General features: G+C 71.8%; 17 protein-coding genes. 6 read left to right on the top strand and 11 right to left on the bottom strand.

What is annotated here, in order from left to right; all coding sequences use genetic code 11:
* From VG899_15505 to VG899_15480, 6 genes are all read right to left on the bottom strand, one after another.
* Positions 1–1,032, bottom strand: a 1,032-nt coding sequence (locus VG899_15505) for an aldehyde dehydrogenase family protein (GenBank protein ID HWA67767.1), incomplete at its 3' end; no start/stop codon positions are given.
* A 110-nt stretch (positions 1,033–1,142) separates the two neighbouring features.
* Positions 1,143–2,027: a Rieske (2Fe-2S) protein gene (locus VG899_15500; protein ID HWA67766.1), complete on the bottom strand. Its 885-nt coding sequence runs from the start codon at positions 2,025–2,027 to the stop codon at positions 1,143–1,145.
* A 43-nt stretch (positions 2,028–2,070) separates the two neighbouring features.
* Entirely contained in the window at positions 2,071–2,754 is a 684-nt protein-coding gene (locus VG899_15495) for a glycosyltransferase (GenBank protein ID HWA67765.1), read from the bottom strand.
* Positions 2,754–3,356: an SAM-dependent methyltransferase gene (locus VG899_15490; protein ID HWA67764.1), complete on the bottom strand. Its 603-nt coding sequence runs from the start codon at positions 3,354–3,356 to the stop codon at positions 2,754–2,756. Before VG899_15490 ends, VG899_15495 begins: the two co-directional genes overlap by 1 nt.
* A complete protein-coding gene (locus VG899_15485) occupies positions 3,353–4,075 on the bottom strand; it encodes a PIG-L family deacetylase (protein HWA67763.1) in 723 nt (240 codons plus the stop codon). The genes VG899_15490 and VG899_15485 overlap by 4 nt, the downstream gene beginning before the upstream one ends.
* Positions 4,072–4,986: an acyl-CoA dehydrogenase gene (locus VG899_15480; protein HWA67762.1), complete on the bottom strand. Its 915-nt coding sequence runs from the start codon at positions 4,984–4,986 to the stop codon at positions 4,072–4,074. The genes VG899_15485 and VG899_15480 overlap by 4 nt, the downstream gene beginning before the upstream one ends.
* A 349-nt stretch (positions 4,987–5,335) precedes the next feature.
* Here VG899_15480 and VG899_15475 point away from each other — a divergent pair, with 349 nt between their 5' ends.
* The 3 genes from VG899_15475 (at position 5,336) to VG899_15465 (ending at position 8,506) form a co-directional block, all read left to right on the top strand.
* Positions 5,336–6,295 carry an MEDS domain-containing protein gene (locus tag VG899_15475; GenBank protein ID HWA67761.1) on the top strand — a complete coding sequence of 320 codons (960 nt, stop codon included), beginning with the start codon at positions 5,336–5,338 and terminating at the stop codon, positions 6,293–6,295.
* Between the two features lie 73 nt (positions 6,296–6,368).
* The gene (locus VG899_15470; GenBank protein HWA67760.1) at positions 6,369–7,760 is read left to right on the top strand and encodes a hypothetical protein; all 1,392 of its coding nucleotides are present in this window, start codon (positions 6,369–6,371) and stop codon (positions 7,758–7,760) included.
* Positions 7,757–8,506, top strand: a complete 750-nt coding sequence (locus VG899_15465; GenBank protein ID HWA67759.1) for an alpha/beta fold hydrolase — start codon at positions 7,757–7,759, stop codon at positions 8,504–8,506. Before VG899_15470 ends, VG899_15465 begins: the two co-directional genes overlap by 4 nt.
* Positions 8,507–8,555: 49 nt before the next feature.
* Here VG899_15465 and VG899_15460 read toward each other — a convergent pair whose 3' ends face one another.
* Together VG899_15460 and VG899_15455 are read right to left on the bottom strand one after the other, a co-directional pair.
* Positions 8,556–8,867 carry a MerR family transcriptional regulator gene (locus tag VG899_15460; protein HWA67758.1) on the bottom strand — a complete coding sequence of 104 codons (312 nt, stop codon included), beginning with the start codon at positions 8,865–8,867 and terminating at the stop codon, positions 8,556–8,558.
* 3 nt (positions 8,868–8,870) lie between these two features.
* On the bottom strand, positions 8,871–9,296 hold the full coding sequence (locus tag VG899_15455) for an Hsp20/alpha crystallin family protein (GenBank protein ID HWA67757.1): 426 nt from the start codon (positions 9,294–9,296) through the stop codon (positions 8,871–8,873).
* A gap of 196 nt (positions 9,297–9,492) precedes the next feature.
* Between VG899_15455 and VG899_15450 the strand changes: the two genes are divergently transcribed.
* The 3 genes from VG899_15450 (at position 9,493) to VG899_15440 (ending at position 11,371) form a co-directional block, all read left to right on the top strand.
* Positions 9,493–10,215, top strand: coding sequence for a histidine phosphatase family protein (locus VG899_15450; GenBank protein HWA67756.1), 723 nt, complete (start codon positions 9,493–9,495; stop codon positions 10,213–10,215).
* Positions 10,208–11,071 carry an NAD(P)H-hydrate dehydratase gene (locus VG899_15445; GenBank protein HWA67755.1) on the top strand — a complete coding sequence of 288 codons (864 nt, stop codon included), beginning with the start codon at positions 10,208–10,210 and terminating at the stop codon, positions 11,069–11,071. Before VG899_15450 ends, VG899_15445 begins: the two co-directional genes overlap by 8 nt.
* A 66-nt stretch (positions 11,072–11,137) precedes the next feature.
* A complete protein-coding gene (locus VG899_15440; protein HWA67754.1) occupies positions 11,138–11,371 on the top strand; it encodes a hypothetical protein in 234 nt (77 codons plus the stop codon).
* A gap of 166 nt (positions 11,372–11,537) precedes the next feature.
* Here the strand turns inward: VG899_15440 and VG899_15435 are convergent, their stop codons facing one another.
* Genes VG899_15435 through VG899_15425 form a run of 3 tightly spaced genes read right to left on the bottom strand, consistent with a single transcriptional unit; the run spans position 11,538 to position 14,589 of the window.
* Positions 11,538–12,365: a helix-turn-helix domain-containing protein gene (locus VG899_15435; GenBank protein ID HWA67753.1), complete on the bottom strand. Its 828-nt coding sequence runs from the start codon at positions 12,363–12,365 to the stop codon at positions 11,538–11,540.
* Positions 12,344–13,582 carry a serine hydrolase domain-containing protein gene (locus VG899_15430; GenBank protein HWA67752.1) on the bottom strand — a complete coding sequence of 413 codons (1,239 nt, stop codon included), beginning with the start codon at positions 13,580–13,582 and terminating at the stop codon, positions 12,344–12,346. Before VG899_15430 ends, VG899_15435 begins: the two co-directional genes overlap by 22 nt.
* Before the next feature lie 11 nt (positions 13,583–13,593).
* Positions 13,594–14,589: a LacI family DNA-binding transcriptional regulator gene (locus VG899_15425; protein ID HWA67751.1), complete on the bottom strand. Its 996-nt coding sequence runs from the start codon at positions 14,587–14,589 to the stop codon at positions 13,594–13,596.
* Between the last annotated feature and the right edge of the window lie 45 nt (positions 14,590–14,634).

Genomic DNA, 14,634 nt, shown 5'->3' with positions numbered 1-14,634 from the left:
GATCAGGTCGAGCACCTTGTCGCGCTGACGCGCCATCGCAAGTGGACCCATCTGCGTCGCCGGGTCGAACGGGTCGCCGACGACGATCTGCGAGAACGTGCCGGCCAGCGCGTCGACGAACTCGTCGTGGCGCTTGCGCGGGACGACGAGGCGCGTGAGCGAGGAGCAGACCTGGCCGGAGATCATGCACTCCGCGCCGGCGATCGTCGCGGCGGCCTGCGCGAAGTCGGCGTCGTCGAGAATGACGGCGGCGGACTTGCCGCCGAGCTCGAGGGTGTAGCGGGCGATCCGCTCGCCGCAAAGCGCAGCGATCCGGCGCCCGGCCGCGGTCGATCCGGTGAAGGCGATCTTGTCGATGCGCGGGTCGCGGACCAGCATCTCCGAGACCTCTCGGTCGGCGGTCAGCACGTTGAACACGCCGGCGGGCAGGCCTGCGGCTTCGGCGCACTCGGCGAGCAGGTACGCCGCGCCCGGCGCCTCCGGAGACGCCTTGAGGATGACGGTGCAGCCGGCGAGAAGAGCAGGTGCCATCTTGTAGATCGCCAGCTGGATCGGCGCGTTCCACGGGATGATCGCGCCGACCACACCGACCGGCTCGCGCACGATCAGCCCGAACGACCCGCCTCCGGTGGGCTGTGCGCGCTCCTCGAACGCGAAGGTGTCGGCGAGCCCGGCGTAGTAGTCGAAGGTGGTGGCGAACGCCGGCGCGGCGTACTTCGCCATGATCGCGAGGATACCGGATTCCCGTGGCCAGATCTCACCGAGGGCGTCGGCGCGTGCTGACAGCTCCTTGCTCAGCCGGCGCAGGTACTCCGCGCGCTCGCGGTGGGCGAGGAACGGCCACGGCCCGCTGTCGAAGGCGGCGCGCGCTGCGGAGATCGCCCGTTCCATGTCGGCGGCCTGTGCTTCGGCGACCGAGAAGAAGACCTCCTCGTTCGAGGAGTCGATGACGTCGATCGTCGCGGAGGAGGAGGGCATCACCCACTCGCCGTCGATGAAGAAGCGATCGGGGTGGACGACGGGTGCGGTCACGGCAGCCTCCGGCTCGGTGGGGTGACCCTTTTTCTATCGGATCCCGTCGAGCGCCGGCCGTCCCGCCTTCCGCTAGGGGCGACCGATGCGGCTCTCGGCGGTGCGTGCCGCTACGTCCCGACCGGGTTGCGCCGCAGCGACCGGTTCTCGTTGCGCCGGACCTGGATGCGCCCGTCGAGCTCACGCACCTCATAGCTGGCCTGGGAGCGGGTGGCGGGTCCGCGCCGCACCCTGCCGTCGCGCAGCGAGAAGACGCTGGCGTGCCACGGACACACGACGCAGTCGCCGTCGCGGGTGCCGTCGGACAGCGGCGCGCCGCGATGGGTGCAGCGGTCGGCGACCGCAACGACGTGGCCGTCGACCCTGGTCACCAGCAGCGGGACACCTTCGAGGTCGACCTGCTGGAGACGGTCGTCGATGTCTGCGGCTGCCGCGACGTCGGTCCAGTCCGTCGCTGTGGTCTGGAACGCGGTCGTGTCGACCCCGACCCCCAGCGCGAAGGCGAGGTGGCCACCGAGCCAACCGCCCGCTCCGAGCGCCGCCGCGCCGGCCAAGCTGCTCGGCAGGCCGAGCCGGCCGCGCCGGCGGGATCGCCAGGACCGGGTGTAGGCGAGTAGCGCGATGCCGTTGCTGAGCGCGTGCACCAGTCCGACGCGGCTTTCCGCCTCCTCGGTGTCGAGCCAGTCCGACCAGCCACTCGCCGCCGTCGGCAACGCGGCGAGCAGACCGACCGCGACCAGCCGGCGCGCGCCGTCACGGCCGCCGCGTCCGCCGACGACGTCGAGCAGCGTCGCGCCGAGCAGCGATCCGCCGGCCACCAGGGTGAGCGCCGGGTGCAGCGCGTGCCCGATCGGCCTTCCGGACAGCACGTCGCGTGCCCGCGGGTTGCCGAGCACCCGCTGCCCGGCCGCGCGCACGGCGTTGCCGGCCGGGTCGAGCAGCCTCGCCCGCTCGACCTCCTCGATCACTTCGTCCAGGCGCTCGTCGAGGGTCATGTCGGCGGGCTACCCGGCGGTCGCGGTCCGCACACCAGCTCGGTCAGCCGGCGAGTGCCACCAACGTGTCGCCGAACCCGCCACGGGCGCGAGCATCGGTGCGGGCGCTCGTGATGACCGGATGCGCCGCGCTGCGGGCGATGCGTCGTCCGGTGAGCGCCGCGACCAGCGAGACGTCCTCGTCGACGGCGACCGTCGGCCAGCCACCGACTTCGAGGTACGCCGAGGCGCGCACTCCGAGGTTCGCACCGTGCACGTGCGGATGATGGTCGGCAGGGGTGTAGGTCGCGCGCCATCTCGGGCCGGTGTGTGGCGGATGGGCGGACCAGTCGTCGACGTCGACGGTGCCGATCACCAGGTCGTAGCCGGCATCGGCGAGCGCGAGCTGACTGGCCAGCCAATGCGCCGGGACGACTGTGTCGGCATCGGTCGTCGCGATCCAGATCCGCTCCGCCACCGACCGGGCGGTCACACCCAACGCGTAGGCGGTGGCGGCGGCGCGCGCGGCGCCCACGTTGCGAGCCGACAGCTCGACGGTGGCCGCCCACGGTCGAACGGCGACGACCGACGCACTCGCGTCCCGGCAGTCGTCGAGTGCGACGACGACCTCGACCGGCACGTCGACGCACTCGATCGCCAGTCGCACCGCGTCCAGGCAGGCCGGCAGTAGCGACTCCTCGTCGTGCGCCGGGATGACGACGGCCACCTTGTCGATGACGGCGGTCATCAGACGAGGCCTTCGCGTTGGGCCGGTGTCGGGGCGTCGGCCCAGGTCAGCAGATCCAGCCGGAAGTCGGGATCGTCGTAGTGAGCGAGAGATCGCAACCCGGGTTCGGCGAGGAACCGGTCGTGGACTTCGTCGCCGAGCATCGGATAGTCCGCGACCGGATGGCACCAGTGCACCAGGCACAGCTCTGCGTCCCTGTCGAGACTCCCGACGGCGCGAGCCACCAGGGCGTCGAGGTCGTCGGGGGACAGGTAGTAGCCCACCTCCGACAGCACGATGAGGTCGAAGCTGCCCACCGGCCACTGCGCCGGGATGTTCATGACCTCAACCGCCGCTCCCGGCGCGTCGGCCAGGCGGGCCCGGGTCGCCGCGACCGCGGCCGGGGCGACGTCGGCTGCCAGCAAGGAGTCGCAGCGGGTGGCCAGCTGCGCGCTCAGCACGCCGACCGAGCAGCCGGGTTCGAAGGCGTAGCGATATCGCGGCCGGGACAAGCCGGCCATCGTGATCGCGTACTTGCGTTGTTCGTACCAGCGGCTGTCCAGCGACCACGGGTCGGCAGACGTGGCGTACATCCGGTCGAAGTATTCCTGATGCAGGGTCATCCGAACACGACCTCGAAGGGTCGAGTGAAGTGCGCCAGCACCTGCGGCGGGAGGATCGGTGCGTCCGCCGGGTCGGGTCCCAGCGGCTGCACCTGACTGGCGAACTCGCAGATCGCGGCAGCCTTGCGCTCCGTGTCGACGCCGGGCACCAGTCGCAGGCTCTGCCACGGCACTCGCGGGTCGTCCGGACCGGCCCAGTGCCAGGCCCAGATCGGGTACTCCCAGCAGGTGGTGCCCAGCGACCGTGCGGCTCGCCCGGCGGCTTCGTGGTCGGGGTGGCCGTCGTGCGCCCACGGCGCAATCACGATGTCGTACGGGGTGACCAGGCGTTCCAGCTCACGTCGCAGGTCGTGTTCCCGGTCGGCCAGCCCGCTGTCCGGCAGACCGAGATGGCGAGCAGACACCGGGGCGATGCCGAGCCGCGTCAGTGCGCGGCGCGACTCCGCGCGCCGGATCCGCGCCAGCTCGCTGGGAGCTACGGCGGTGGAGTGCGGGTGGGAGGCCTCGCCGTCGGTCGCCCAGACCACGACGATCGGGTGGTGTCGCGCCAGGCGCGAGAGCAGCCCCGCGACCCCCAACACCTCGTCGTCGGGATGCGCGGCGACCACGACCACCCGCCGCCCGGGCTCGACCGCGTCGAGTGCAGGCCAGTCCCGACTGCCGAGCCAGCTCTGCCACTCGCTCTCGGCGGTGCCGTCCTGGGCGATCTCGACCGTCACCACGTGAGCGGGGAGGAGATCAGGCGTTCGCCGAGATCGGCGAGGTCGCGCTCCGCGTGGCTCTGCCGCAGATACAAGGTGAGATCCGCGACGCGCTGCTGATGCTCGGGCTCCGACGCCAGCGGCCCCGGCCCAAGCGCCCGGCCGACCCGGTCGATCACCTCGAGCGCCGACGCCTCGACGACGGCTCGGGTCTCGCGTGCTCGGATCGCGGCGCATCCTGACGCGTCCTGCGGATCGTCGTCGATCGCCGTCGCCGCGTCGCGCAACGCCGCTCGCGCCGCCGCGAGCGATGCACCGACCCCACCGAGATGGGCCCGGCCGATGTCACCGATGTCGCCGCGGCGGCCCGCCTCGAGCAGTCGGCGGCCGACGCCGAGCGCTCCGCCGTACCAGACCGCCGCGACGCCGACCGCGCCGTGCCAGAACCCGGGCCGGGCGACGTAGTGCTGGGCTCGGCCGATCGCCCGTGCGGAGGCGTCACGGAACTCGACCGCCCTGGTGTCGGCAGCCGCGAGGGCCGCGCTCGCCCATTCGTCCGGGCCGGGGCGCACGGCCGGGTCGGCGAGCGCGACCGCGAACAGCCGGGGCCCGTCGGCGGCTGTCGCGGTGACGAGCGCGTGCGAGCACACCGTCGCGCCGCTGCACCACGCCTTGGTGCCGGCCAACGACCAGGACTCGCCCGCGCCGCGGCGCGCCTCGACGCGGGCGGTCGGCGGTTGCGCCGCCCACACCCCCCACAGCCGGCCGGGTTGCGCGAGGTCCGCCGCGTGGAGCTCGTGCAGGATGGCTTCGGCGTCGAAGTGCGCCTCCAGGATCCGCGCCACGGACAGGTCGGCGGCACCCATCGCCGCGAGGGCCTCGAACCGCTCCCAGGTGCGGCCGGTGCCGGGCAATGCCAACGGCGGCATCACCTCCAGCAGCGCGGTGGCCGCAGCGCCCACCCCGAGCGGAGTGGACAGGTCGTGTCCGGCGTTGGTGACCAGGTCCGCCCACTGCTCGCGTACGACGGTCGCGGCCGTGGCGTCCCGCGACGCGAGAGTCTGCACACCGGGCGGATACCCGCCGCCGCGCCGCCCGAATCGGCCGCGTGGCGCAGGCCACAGCGTGGCGAGACACCAGTTGCCAGGTGCTCTCGCGGGCACGCGTTACAGTCGCAGCGGCGGCAGTGGGGGTGACGGAAACGGTTCCACACCCGATGCGCGTGCACCGACCCGCCGCGATCCCCGATATGTCGAACCCGGCGCAGGAGTTCTGTCGATGAGCGCGCACGCCCCCGCGACGCGCGAGGCTGCGCCCGGCTACCTCCACGAGGTCGGCTTCTACGGATCCGACGAGGACTTCCGGGCGTTGATCGTCCCGTTCGCGCAGCAAGGTGCGGCGAACGGCGAGCCGGTGATCTTCGCTTACGACGAGCACAAGACGGCGCTGCTGCGGAACTGGCTGCCCGAGACCCCGACGATCTCCTACATCAGCGACGCGAGTCCGTATGCCACGCCTGCCAAGGCGCTGGGCAGCTGGCGTACCGCCATCCAGCGACGGCTCTCGGCCGGAGCGCCCCGGGTCCGCATTGCCGGCAACGTGCCCCATCCCGGCTACGGCATCTCCTACGTCGGGTGGGACCGCTACGAGGCGGCGGTCGATCGCGCCCTCGGTGACCTGCCGGTGTGGGCGCCCTGCCTGTACGACACGCGGATCGCGCCCGCGGATGTCATCACCCAGGCGCGGAGCCTGCATCAGATCGTGCTCGGTCACGACGGCACGCACCTCACCAATGACAGCTACCGGGAGCCGCGACGGCTCGCTGACTTCCGGTCGGCGCCGGCGGATCCGCTGGAGCTCACGGCACCGGCCGTCGTGCTGGCGGCTCCCGCGCCCTCGGACGTTCGCAGCACCATCCGCGACCTCGTGGGTGATCGCATCGGCCGAGACGGGCTCGACGCGCTGCTTCTCGCGGCAACCGAAGCACTCGTCAACGCGCACCGCCACGGCCGCGCCCCGGTGACCGTGCGCGGCTGGCTCGCCGACGACCGCGTCCTGCTAGCCGTTCACGACCGCGGCGACGGCCCGGCCGACCCGCTGGTCGGGCTGCTCCCGAGCCCGGACGCCGAAGAGGCGGGGCGGGGGCTGTGGATCACCCACCAGCTCGACCTCGACGTCGCGATGATCGCCGACAGCGACGGATTCACCGTGCGCATCGGCGCCGCGCTCGCCGGTTAGTCGGCGGCCGTCTCGCGCGTTTCGCGACCTCCGCGACGGGGAGTGGTCAGGGACAGACGCCGGGGAGCCCGTCATGACCAGCCCGCCGCGGTTCGTCGCGGATTTCGACTCGGCCACCGGCCTGGTTCGGGCCCTCGCGGCGGCGCTGCATCGCGAGCCGTACCGCCGCCTCGGTCGATCCCGGACTGCCGCGCACCTGGTCCGGGCCAGCGGGTTGTTGCCCGAGCAGATCAGGAAGCAGACGTTCTGCCGCTACGGAGCAACCGAGGGTGTCCGGCCTGACCAGCTCGTCGACGTCGACCCGGAGCGGTTCAGCTCGTGGGTGACCGAGAGGTACGGACCGCGGCGCTGCCCGGCCGTTGCGATCGGGTCGTCGAACGGCGCGATCATGCACCTGTGCGCCGCGATGGGCGTGCCGTGGCTGCCGCAGACGTTCCTGGTTCCGGTCAAGCGCCGCGGCGACCCTGACGACTGCCGGTCAGATGCCTCCTTGGCGGCCACCACCTCGCAGCGGTTGCTGGAGCGTGAGCCCGGGCTGCAGATCCACCAGATGCACGACCCGAACCAGGACCGGCTGATGGTGGCAAGGATCGCCTACTTCCGCATGAAGCTGCGCGCGCTGACCGAGGCCTACCGCCGCTACCTGCGTGACACGCTCGTGCCCGGAGGCACCATCCTCGTCGTCGACTGCACCACGGCGTGGCCGGTCACCCGGCGCGGCGAGCGGCACGTCTACCAGCAAGGCGCGGTCGGCGGCCTCGACCCGGAGGAGTACGTCGACGGCAGCGAGCGGGTCAGCCGCTTCCTGAGCGAGCAGCGCGCGTCGGTCGGCACGTGGGATTTCCCGGGTGTCGACGACCACTCACCCGAGGCGGAGTGGGGCTTCGAGCAGGCGCTGGCCGACGACCTGGCGGCGCTCGCCTCCGCCGAGGGCTACCGGCTCGTCCGCATCCGCTTTCCGGACCCCCAGTCGCCCAGCGGTCTGGTCGCTGACATCTACCGCGACTGGTTTGCCGGGATGGGGGAGCGCCCGTCGCGGCTGGTCGCCGAGACCTTCATCTGCGTCGAGCCGACTTGGATGCTCGCCACGCGCAGCGTGCCGCTGTGGCTCACGTTCGGCACCGAGCCGTCACTCGCCACGCTGGACACCTACCTCGCGGCAGCCGATCGACCCGCGCTCGCCGAGCTGCTCGTCACGTTGTTCCCGCACGGCGTACGTTCCGCGGGTTACGCCGCGGCCGAACGTTGGCTCGAGGTCGGCACCGAACGCGGCATGGTGACCGAGCTCGCGGGCGTGGCCGCCCGCCGATGGCCTGCCGACTTCGCCTCGCTGGTGAACTACTCGGACTCGCTGCGCCGTTTCGGCTCGCCTCTGCCGCTGCCCGCGCCGTTGCCGATCGAGCACGTCGAGCAGGCCGTCGTCGCCGGCGGGGAGCGCTACGGCGTGCAGTGGCTCGCGCAATGACTGACCCGCGCAGCTGCCGGCGCACCATCGGCGTGACGACGTGGCACATTCGCTCGGTCGGTCAGCACGGTGGCGATGTTCCGCCGGTCGTGATGGTGCCCGGACTCGGCGCGGGGGACTACCTGATGCCGCACGCGACGGAGCTCGCCGCGACCGGCCGCTTGGTCGTCGTACCGGACATGCCGGGTTTCGGTCACAGCCGCGCGCCGCGGCGATGCCGCACCGTGGACGAGTTCGCCGACGCCTTGCTGGAGTTCCTCGACGGCTACGTCGGCGAGCCGGTCGACCTGATCGGCAACTCGTTCGGCACCGAGATCGTCCTGGCCGCGGCAGCTCGTTCAGCGTCGGCGGCGCGGCGGCTGGTGCTGATCGGCCCGACGTTCGACGCCGCGGCGCGCACGCTGCCGACGGTGTTCGCCCGATGGCTGCGGATCGCGCCGAAGGAACCGCCGTCACTGGCGGTGTCATTGCTGCGCAGCTACGCGCAGAGCGGGGTCCGGACGCCGTGGTTCGCCTTGCTCGCGGGTCTGAACGACCAGCCGGAGCAGCGCATCGGCTGCGTGCGGCAGCCCGTGTTGCTGATCCGGGGCAGCGAGGACCGGATCGCACCGGCGGCGTGGCTCGACCGGCTTGCCGGCCTCGCCGCTGACGCGCAGACCGCGGAGGTCGCGGGCGCGGCCCACACCGTCGACTACGCCGCGCCCGCGGTCGCTGCGGCGCTCACCGCGCGATTCCTCGACGGCTGACGTCGGCGGGGTCCGCGGCGACGGCGTGCGGTCAGATCGTGGCGTGCGGTCAGGACGCGGCGTTGCGAAGCGTGGCGATCTCGGCCTTCATCCGGGCGACCTGCGCTTGCAGCTCCAACACCCGGCGTACGCCGGCGAGCGTGAGACCTTCCTCGACGAGGACCCGGATCTCGTTCACCCGGTCGATGTCGGAGATCGAGTAACGCCGTTGCGCGCCCTCGGAGCGGGCGGGTGAGACCAGGTCGTGGCTGTCGAGGCGACGCAGGAACGCCTGCTGCACATCGAGCATCTCGGCGACCTGGCCGACCGTGAACAGCGGCCGCGAGGGGTCGTCGTAAGGCCGCTGTTCACGGTGAATCATCGGTCAGCTGCCGATTTCCGCGGCAGGCGCGCCGGCTCCGACGGTGATCGTGCGGGGCTTCGCACGTTCGGCGAGCGGCAGGTGGACGGTCAGCACGCCGGCGTTGTAGTCGGCAGTGACGGCCTCGCCGTCGACCCACTCGGGCACCCGTACCCGGCGGCTGATCTCGCCGTCGAACCGCTCCTGCAACAGCACCTGGTCGCCCTCGCCGTAGGCGGTACGACGCGGCGCGGCGATCGTCAGCGTCCGGTTCTCCAGGGTGATCGAGATGTCCTGCTCCACGACGCCCGGCAGATCCATGCGGACGACCAGGTCGTCACCGCTGCGAACGATGTCCATGGGCAGACCGATGCCGTCGGCGGTGCCCAACGTGCGCTGGGCGACTCGGTCGAACTCGGCGAGGAAGGGGTCAAAGCGCTCCAGCAGCATCTGCACACCTCCAAGGGTTCAAGGCGCGCCCGGCAGGCGGCACCTTCCGAACTGAACAACTGGAGTGTAGACAACCTATAACTCGATTCGCAAGTTCTCTCGGGCTGGAATTTCAACGCTGCGGCTCCATCCCGGCGACGCGGGTCGCGTTGACGACAGGGCGTGAAACCGGCACGCACTGGGCACCGGAAGTGACGTGCAGGAGTTCCCCTGGCCGAGGTCGCTCTGGCTCGTCCGGCACGGCGAGAGCACGGCGAACGTCGCCGACTTCGCCGCCGCTCAGGCCCGCTCGCTGCGCCTCGACATCGCCGTCAACGACATCGACGTACCGCTGTCGCAGACCGGCGAGCGGCAAGCCGAGGCGCTGGGTCACTGGTTGAAGGAGCAACCAGCGGACCGAAAGCCCAGCCTGGTCGTCAGCTCGGCGTACCGGCGCGCCCAGCAGACCGCTGAGATCGCCTTGGGGGTGGCGCAGCTCGACGCGTTGCCGCGCCTCGTCGACGAGCGCTTCCGTGACCGTGAGCAGGGCGTGCTGGACCGGCTCACCCGCGCGGGCGTCATGGACGCCTTTCCGGATGAGGCGAGCCGGCACGACTATCTCGGCAAGTTCTGGTACCGCCCGCCGGCAGGGGAGTCGTGGGCGGACGTCGCACTGCGTGTCCGGTCGGCGTTGCTCGAGCTGCGGCTCACCGCTCCCGAGGAGCGGGTGATGGTCTTCACCCACGACGTCACGGTGCTGGTGACGCGTTACGTGGTCGAGCAGCTCGCCGTACCTGACGCAGTCGCGCTGTCGGGGCTCGTCCCGAACTGCTCGGTGACCCGCTACGAGCGCGAAGACGGGCGCCTCGCGCTGGACGCCTTCGCCGACACGACCGCTGTCGAGCAGGCCGCCCGAACCCCGGTCACCTCACATGACTGAACCCGAGCTCGTCGACGGGGTGGCGCTGCGCCAGCGGTGGCCGCTGCCGGACCCGCGCAGAGCCGAGGACAAGAACGATCGCGGGTCGGTCACCGTCATCGGTGGCTCGGTCTCGACGCCGGGCGCTCCGTTGCTCGCCGGCCTCGCGGCACTGCGCGCCGGAGCCGGGCGGCTGACTGTCGCCACGGTCGCGAGTACGGCGGTCGCCGCGGCGGTCGCGCTTCCCGAGGCCGCCGTCATCGGGTTGCCGGAGACCGGCGCCGGCGCCTTGTCCCTTGCTGCCGCGGCCGCAGCGCTCGACGCCGCCGAGCGGGCAGACGTCGTGCTGCTCGGGCCGGGCATGCGCGCCCCGGAATCGGCCCGCCGCTTCGTCGCCGAACTGCTCGACCGGTTGCCGCGGGAGATCCCCGTCGTCCTCGATGCGTTGGCGCTCACCTGCGAGGCGCTCACCGGTGAGACCGCTCGCCCTGCGCTGATCCTGACGCCGAACGCGACCGAGGCCGACATGCTTCTCGAGGACTCTTCGGGGTCGGCCGGCGATGACGGTGATCGCGCCGCCGCCATCGCGCGGCGCTTTCAGGCGGTCGTCGTGCTCGGGTCGACCGTCGCCTCGGCAAGCGGACAAATGTGGCGCACGCCGAAGGGGAACAGCGGCCTGGGCACCTCCGGCTCGGGAGACGTGCTGGCCGGCGCGATCGCCGGGTTCGCCGCCCGCGGCGCGACGCCGACGGCCGCTGCGCTGTGGGGGCTGACCGCGCACGCCGGCGCGGGCGACCGGCTCGCTCACCGGGTCGGCGCGGTCGGCTACCTCGCCCGCGAGCTGCTCGACGAGCTTCCGCGAGTGGTCGAGCAGTAGCCCTCGCCGGTCCGGCCGGACACATGCTCGGGCAGTTCCAGGGAACAACCGGATCGGAGGTACGACATGCCTGGAACCCGTGCGAACGTGAAGAACGAGAAGCAGTACGAGGCGCTCAAGGACAAGGGGATGTCCAAGGAACGCGCGGCGAAGATCGCGAACTCCCCGGGCGCCTCGAGTCGCGGCGGCAAGGCGAGCGGATCAGGCACCCGCCGGTCGGACTCTTCCCAGGGCGGAACGACCGCGCAGAAGCGCGAGGCCGGTCGCAAGGGCGGCAAGGCGACCGCGCGCAAGTCGTAAGCGCCCTCCGCCACGAGTGCCCGCCGCGCGCGCCCGCCGCGCCGGTGCGCCCCCTCCCCGAAGTAGCACACAACCCGTATCGATTTGCCCGCTCCGCCCCTTTTGTCCCCGTCCCGGGGCCGGGTTGTGTGCTACTTCGAACGGCGGACGGAGATATTCGAAGGATTCAGTCGCCGGTCAGTGCGAGCAGAGTGACCAGTCGCTGGAGCGGGTCGGCGAAGTCGATGCCGGTGACCTCAGCCGCGCGGCGAAGCCGGTAACGCAGGCTGTTCGGGTGCAGGTGCAGCTGTTGGGCCGCGCCGCGGACGTCGCCGTCGTGGCGCAGCCAGGTGGTCAATGTCGCGCGCAGCTCGGCGCCGCCCTTCCCGAGTTCATCGAGCCGCGCGAGGGGCCCGCCGACGGCGAGGCTGTCCGCCAGGCTGTCGCGGAGCCGGGAGATCGCGACGGCGAACCAGACGTCGTCGGCGTAAACCGCGCAGCCCTGGGGGCATTCGCGCAGGGCGCGGCTGGCCTCGTCGAGCGCCCGGGCGGCGTGCGCAAGTCGGTCGACCGGTGAGCTCACCCCCACGAGGGCCGACGGCGCTACCCGATGGATGCGACTCACCGTCCGGCAGATGCTCGCGTGGGAGGCGATGTCCGCGTTGCGCGGCAAACCGGGGACGAGGACGACGAGCGCATCGTGCCACCCGTCGACCAGCAACCGCGGGGTACGACGAAGCTCGGCTCGGACGGCGAACAGCTCGGATCCGGTCGCCTCGACCAGGCAGAGTCGAGCCGACTCGAACCGCCCGCGTAGCACCGTTTCGTCCTGCGCTCGAGGCGTTCCCCGAAGCGCCCGGCGGAGCGCAGCGACGTCCTCGCCGACCGGCTCGTCGTTGACGCTCAGGTTGGCGTGCAGCAGTTCGACGAGCTCGGCCATCAGGTCCTCGGGCGCCGACGCCGGACCGCTGCGGACCCGGCCGGCGGAGCTGCTCAGCTGCGACCGTCCAAGCACTCGTAGAACTTCGCGATCAGCTGGTTGCCGAAGTCGGGCTTGTGGGACAAGGCGGTGCGCACGAAGCCGCAGCTGACCCGTCGTACCGGGTCGGCGAATCCCACCTGCCCGCCGGCACCCATGCCGCCGACGGCGGTCGGGGTCGGGCCGAATGGCCGGGGGCCGCGAGCCGGTGGGTTGTTGTAGAGGTAGCCGAGCGTGCGGGTCGACCTGCTCAGCCGCTCCAGCCGTAACGCCGTCACGAGCCAGGACGGGAACGCGCTCGTCGAGACGTAGTCGCTCGAGGTGACCTCGGGGATCGTCCACTTGCGCACCGAGTCGGCGGACACGATGCGTTTGCCGTCGACCTCGCCGCCGAGGGCGAGGATCCCGAAGAACTTCGCCAACGCGGGCGCGGTCGCGAGGCCGCTGCTCGCGAGCACCTCGGCGCGCAGGATGCCGCCGTGAGCGACCAGATCGACGACGCGGGAGATGACCGAGTCGGTGCCGTTGCCGGCGAATGCCATGCCCGCCGGCGTGGTCGGATCGCACATCTTCCGAGAGAGCGTCTCCATCATCTTGCGCATGGGGTACGGCAGCGCGGCCGTGTCGAACTCCGTGACCAGTGCGACGCGGGCGAGGTCGGCGTCGTCGGCACCGATCACGATGTCGAGGTCGAGTGGCTTGACGACCTCGTTGCGGAAGAAGTCCCCAGCGCTGCGTCCGGTGATGCGGCGGACGATCTCAGCGACCAGCCAGCCGAAGGTGAGGGCGTGGTAGCCGTGCTTGGTTCCCGGCGGCCAGGCCGGTGGCTGGGCGGCGATCGCCTCGGCGATGGCGTCGTAGGCGTCCCAGCCGTTGCCGTCACCCGCGAGCAGCTCCAGCTGCGGCGGGACGGTGATTGCGCCGGCGCTGTGCCGCATGACCTGCCGCACCGTCACCTCGGCCTTGCCGGCGGCCGCGAACTCGGGCCAGTACCTCGCGACCTTGGCGTCGAGATCGATCTCCCCGCGGTCGTCGAGGATCTGGATGCACATTGCGGCGAACGACTTCGTGATCGACATCAGCACGGCGAGGTTGTCGGGCCGCCACGGGACCCCTGGTCGGGACACCCCGGCGTGGGCGTCCACGACGAGCTCACCATCGACGTACGCCGCGAAGGCGGCACCGCCATCGCGAAGCATCGGGGAGTTGTCGAGCAGTTCGCGGACCGGCTCGAATCCTGCTGCGACGTGCATCGGGGCTCCTGTCAGGTCGTCGTGCGCTCGACGAGCGCGAGGTCGAGGGTGGTCGTGCGGGTGGGCAGCACCGGATCGGCCATCCGCTCGAGCAACGCCCTTGCGGCGACCTGACCGCTTGCCTCGAAGGGCTGGCGAATGGTTGTCAGGCCGAGCGCGACCGCGATCTCCGAGTCGTCGAAGCCGATCACCGCCACGTCTGACGGCACCGCGAGTCCGCGTGAACCGGCGGCTTGCAGGACCGCGGCGGCGAGCAGGTCGTCATGGGCGAACACCGCCGTCGGGCGGTCGGTCCCGGTGAGGAGCTCGTGTGCGGCGGTGCGGGCACTGTCGATGTCGTGTGCGGTGAAGCGCACGTGCGCGTCGTCGACCGGATGACCGGCGGCCGCGCTCGCCGCCCGCAATCCGGCGAGGCGCAGCTCGCACTGCGACTGGTGGGCGTGGTCGGCAACCCATCCCTCACCGAGGAAGCCGATCCGGGTGTGCCCGCGTTCCAGCAAATGCTGGGCGGCGAGCCGTCCGCCCGCGGCGTCGTCGGTGGTCACGACGTCGAAGCCGTCCTGGGCGATGTCGAGCAACACGGCCGGGATCGCTTGTTCCTGGAGCCGGCGGCACACCTGCTCGTCGATCGGCAACGACACCACGAGCAGGCCGTCGACGCGGCCGGTGAGCGGCAGGCTCGCCAGCAACGGCGAGACCGCCGCCGAGGCGTGGTCGTAGACGACCACCTCGAGATTGCTGGCGGCGAGCTCGGTGAGGACTCCGTTGAGGCGCCGGGCGAAGGAGGGGTAGGAGGTGAACGGCGCGATCACCCCGATCCGGCCGACCGCTCGGCGGGCCCGGCTGACCGCGTCGGCTTTGGGCACGTAGCCCAGCGAGTCCGCCGCCGCGAGGACCCGGTCGCGGGTCGCCGACGCCACGCGCGAGGGGTTGTTGAGGCACAGCGACACCGTCGAGATGCTCACCCCGGCGCTCGTGGCGACGTCGTAGATTGTGGGCGACGCCATGGCGGCACCATAGGGCATCGAAGTCCTTCGATCCAAGCGCTTGAC

The sequence above is a fragment of the Mycobacteriales bacterium genome (assembly GCA_035550055.1).
Classification (GTDB): Bacteria; Actinomycetota; Actinomycetes; order JAFAQI01; family JAFAQI01; genus DASZTV01.
The sequence above is the reverse complement of the archived record's forward strand: the minus strand, read 5'-3'. Positions and strand labels throughout refer to the sequence as shown.